Source organism: Streptomyces sp. NPDC093801 (assembly GCF_040701585.1).
Classification (GTDB): domain Bacteria; phylum Actinomycetota; class Actinomycetes; order Streptomycetales; family Streptomycetaceae; genus Streptomyces.
The window spans coordinates 1-4393 of sequence record NZ_JBFBDP010000092.1 but is presented as its reverse complement, the minus strand read 5'-3'; the positions used below and the strand labels follow the sequence as shown (position 1 = coordinate 4393).

Here is a 4393-nt window from a genome sequence, read left to right as displayed (position 1 = left end):
ACAACCCGCCGGCCTCGGACTCCGAAGCCTCCACCGCAACCATCACACCGCCCGCAGGAAGCGCCTGCATCAAACGGCCCCGCGCCGCCACCAAAGCCGCCGCGTCCTCCAGCGAGAACACACCCGCCACATGCGCCGCAGCCAACTCACCGATCGAATGCCCCGCCAGGAAGTCCGGGCGCACACCCCAGGACTCCACCAGCCGGAACAACGCCACCTCGACGGCGAACAAAGCCGGCTGGGCATAACCCGTCCGGTCCAACAACCCGGCATCCTCACCGAACACCACGTCCCCCAGCGGACGGTCCAGATACCCGTCGACACGGGCACACACCGCATCGAAAGCGTCCGCGAACACCGGGAACGCGGCATACAGCTCACGCCCCATCCCCAGTCGCTGACTCCCCTGGCCCGAGAACAGGAACGCCGTGCGCGTTCCCGCCGCTCCCGCGCGGCCCCGCACGAGGTCCGTCGACGGTTCGCCCAGGCTCAGGGCGGTCAGGCCGGTGGCCAGATCCTCGGTGGTCGTGCCCAGCACCACCGCCCGGTGGGGCAGGGCGGTGCGGGACTCGGCCAGGGAGAGGGCCAGGTCCGCCGGGGTGAGGCCGGGGTGGGAGCGGGTGTGGGCGAGGAGGTTGCGGGCCTGCTCGCGCAGGGCCGCCTCGTCCCCGCCGGACAGCATCCACGGCAGGCAGCCGCGCTGCGCCGCGGGGGCCGGCCGGGTGTCGGCCTCCGCGAGGGCCTCGGGGGCCGTCGGGGCCTCCTCGATGATGGTGTGCGCGTTGGTGCCGCTCACGCCGAAGGAGGAGATGCCGGCCCGGCGGGGCCGGCCGGATTCCGCGTCCGGCCAGGCCACGGGTTCGGTGAGGAGGCGCACCGCGCCCGCCGACCAGTCGACGTGCGGGGAGGGCTCGTCGACGTGGAGGGTCTTGGGCAGCAGGCCGTGCCGCAGCGACAGCACGGTCTTGATCACGCTCGCCAGGCCGGAGGCGGCCTGGGTGTGGCCGATGTTGGACTTCAGGGAGCCCAGCCACAGCGGCCGGTCCTCCGCCCGGTCCTGGCCGTACGTCGCCAGCAGGGCCTGGGCCTCGATCGGGTCGCCGAGGGCCGTGCCGGTGCCGTGGGCCTCTACGGCGTCCACGTCGGCGGCCGTCAGCCCGGCGTTGGCGAGGGCCTGCCGGATCACTCGCTGCTGGGCGGGACCGTTGGGGGCGGTGAGGCCGTTGGAGGCGCCGTCCTGGTTGACCGCGGAGCCCCGTACGAGGGCCAGCACGGGGTGGCCGCCCCGGCGGGCGTCGGAGAGCCGCTCCACCAGCAGCATGCCCACGCCCTCGCCCCACCCGGTGCCGTCGGCCGCCGCCGCGAACGGCTTGCACCGCCCGTCGGCCGCCAGACCGCGCTGCCGGCTGAACTCGACGAAGGCGTTGGGGCAGGCCATCACGGCCGCCCCGCCGACCAGGGCCAGTTCGCACTCGCCCTGGCGCAGGGCCTGGGCGGCCAGGTGCAGGGCGACGAGGGAGGAGGAGCAGGCCGTGTCCACGGTCAGCGCGGGGCCTTCGAGGCCCAGGGCGTAGGCGATGCGGCCGGACATGACGCTGCTGGAGGTGCCGGTGAGGAGGTGTCCCTCGACGCCTTCGGGCAGGGCGCCCGGCGTGGCGCCGTAGCCCTGGTAGCCGGAGCCGATGAACACGCCGGTGCGGCTGCCGCGCAGGGAGGAGGGGGCGAGGCGGGCCCGTTCCAGGGTTTCCCAGGCGGTCTCCAGGAGGAGGCGCTGCTGGGGGTCCATGGCGAGGGCCTCGCGCGGGGAGATCCCGAAGAAGCGGGCGTCGAAGCGGCCCGCGTCGTGGAGGAAGCCGCCTTGGTCGACGTAGGTGGTGCCGGGGTGCTCGGGGTCCGGGTCGTAGAGGGAGTCCAGGTCCCAGCCCCGGTCGGCGGGGAAGCCGCCGACCGCGTCGACCCCGTCCGCCAGCAGCTGCCAGAGCTGTTCGGGGGTGTCGGCGCCGCCGGGGAAGCGGCAGCCCATGGCGACGATCGCGATCGGCTCGTCGGGGGCGTCCGTCCCCGTGGGTCCGGCGGGTGCGCGGCCGTCTGCCGGCAGGGCCTGCGGCGCGTGGCCGGACACCTCGGAGGACAGGAAGGCGGTGAGGGCCTCCGCGTTGGGGTGGTCGAAGACCAGGGTGGTGGGCAGGCGCAGCCCGGTGGCCCGGTTCAGCCGGTTGCGGAGTTCGACGCTGGTGAGGGAGTCGAAGCCGAGGTCCTTGAACGAGCGGTCGGAGGCCACCGCGGCGACGCCCGAGTGGCCCAGGGCCTGGGCCACTTCGGCCCGGACGAGGTCCAGGAGCACGCGGTGGCGCTCGGCGGCGGGCAGTGCGGCGAGTCCGGCGGTGCGGGAGGGGGCCGCATCGGCCGCGCCGGCGGCGTCGGCCCCGTCCCCGGCGGCGGCGAGGGCGCTGCGGGCCTCGGGCAGATCGGAGAGGAGGGCGCTGGGCCGGGCGAGGGTGAAGGCGGGTGCGAACCGGTCCCAGTGGACGTCGGCGACGACGACGGTGGTCTCGTCGAGGTCCAGGGCCCGCTGGAGCGCGCCGATCGCGGTGTCCGGGGACATGGCGGGCAGCCCGCGCCGTCGCAGGTGGGCCTCGGCCTCGTCGTCGCCCGCCATGCCGGCGTCGGCCCAGGGGCCCCAGGCGACGGAGGTGGCGGCGAGCCCGCGGGCGCGTCGCTGCTCGGCGAGGGCGTCGAGGTGGGCGTTGGCCGCGCAGTAGGCGGCCTGGCTGCCGCTCCCCCAGGCGGCGGCGACGGAGGAGAACAGGACGAAGGCGTCCAGGTCCCGGTCGGCGAGCAGTTCGTCGAGGTGCCGGGCACCGGCCGCCTTGGCGGCGACGACGGCGGCCAGGTCGGCCGGGGTCAGGGTGTCGGTGGGCGCGAACTGCGGCAGGCCGGCGGCGTGGACCACGGCCGTGAGCGGGTGGCGGTCCTCCGGGAGGGCACGCAGCAGGCCGGCGACCTGTTCGCGGTCGGCGAGGTCGCAGGCCACGAGGGTGACCCGGGCGCCGAGTTCCTCGATTTCGGCGGCGAGTTCGGGTGCCCCGGGTGCCTGGGCGCCCCGGCGGCCGGCGAGGACGAGGTGGTCGGCGCCGCCGCGGGCGAGGTGCCGGGCGACCTGGGCGCCGAGGGCGCCGGTGCCGCCGGTGATCAGGACGGTGCCGCGCGGCTGCCAGGTCCGGTCCGCCGACGGGGTCGTGGTGGCGGCGGGGGCGCGGAGCAGGCGGCGGACGAAGACGCCGGAGGGCCGGATCGCGATCTGGTCCTCGCCTCCCGTTCCCTCGGCGAGCACGGAGACGAGGCGGCGGGCGGCCCGCTCGTCCAGAGTGGCGGGAAGGTCGAGCAGTCCGCCCCAACGGTCGGGGTGGTCGAGCGCCGTCGAGCGGCCGAGGCCCCAGACCATGGCCTGGTGCGGGCTGGTCAGCGTGTCCGAGCGTCCGATGGCGACCGCTCCGCTGGTGGCGCACCAGAGCGGTGCGGTGTTCTCCGCGTCGCCCAGGGCCTGGACCAGCAGGGTGGTCAGGGCCAGCCCGGCGGGCAGTTCGGGGTGGTCCGGGTGGGAGGCGTCGGTGAGCGCGAGGAGGGACAGGACCCCGGCGGGGGCCGTCGTGCCGGGCTCGCGGCGCAGGCGCGCGGCGAGGTCGGTACGGGTGGCGGCGGTGCGTACGGGGAGGAGTTCGACCTCGGCGCCGTGGCGGGCCAGGGCATCGGTGACGGCGGTGACCACGGGCGCGCGGTCGCCGTCTTCGGGGACGGCGAGCAACCAGGTGCCGGTCAGCTCGGCGGTGTCCCGGCTCCCGGTCGAAGGCTGCCAGGAGATCCGGTAGCGCCAGGAGTCGACGACGGAGCGGCTGCGCTGGCGTCGGCGCCACTGGGACAGCGCGGGCAGGACGGAACTGAGCGGGGAGTCCCCGGCGACCTCCAGCCGTTCGGCGAGGGCCGTCAGGTCCTGGTTCTCGACGGTCTCCCAGAACGCGGCCTCGGCCGGGTCCACCGCCTCGGTGCCGGTCTCCCGGGGGCCGGCGGGGACCAGCCAGTACGGCTGGTGCTGGAAGGGGTAGGTGGGCAGGTCGACGCGGCGGGCGCCACGGCCCTCGAAGACCGCCTCCCAGTCGACGGGGGTGCCGTGGACGTGGAGCCGGGCGAGCGCGGTGGTGACGGCCGGCCCCTCCGCCCGGTCGCCGCGCAGGAGCGCCACGGCCGTCGCGTCCTCGACGAGAACCTCCTGGGCGAGGGCGGTCAGGACCCCGCCGGGACCGACCTCCAGGAAGGTGCGCACGCCTTCGAGGGCCAGGCAGTCGACGGCGTCCGCGAAGCGGACGGCCTCACGGACATGGCGCACCCAGTAGTC

General features: G+C 75.9%; 1 protein-coding gene. It reads right to left on the bottom strand.

The genetic code is table 11. The annotated features are described in order from the left end of the window. On the bottom strand, positions 1-4393 hold a 4393-nt coding region (locus AB0469_RS40875), incomplete at both ends, for an SDR family NAD(P)-dependent oxidoreductase (protein ID WP_366456683.1).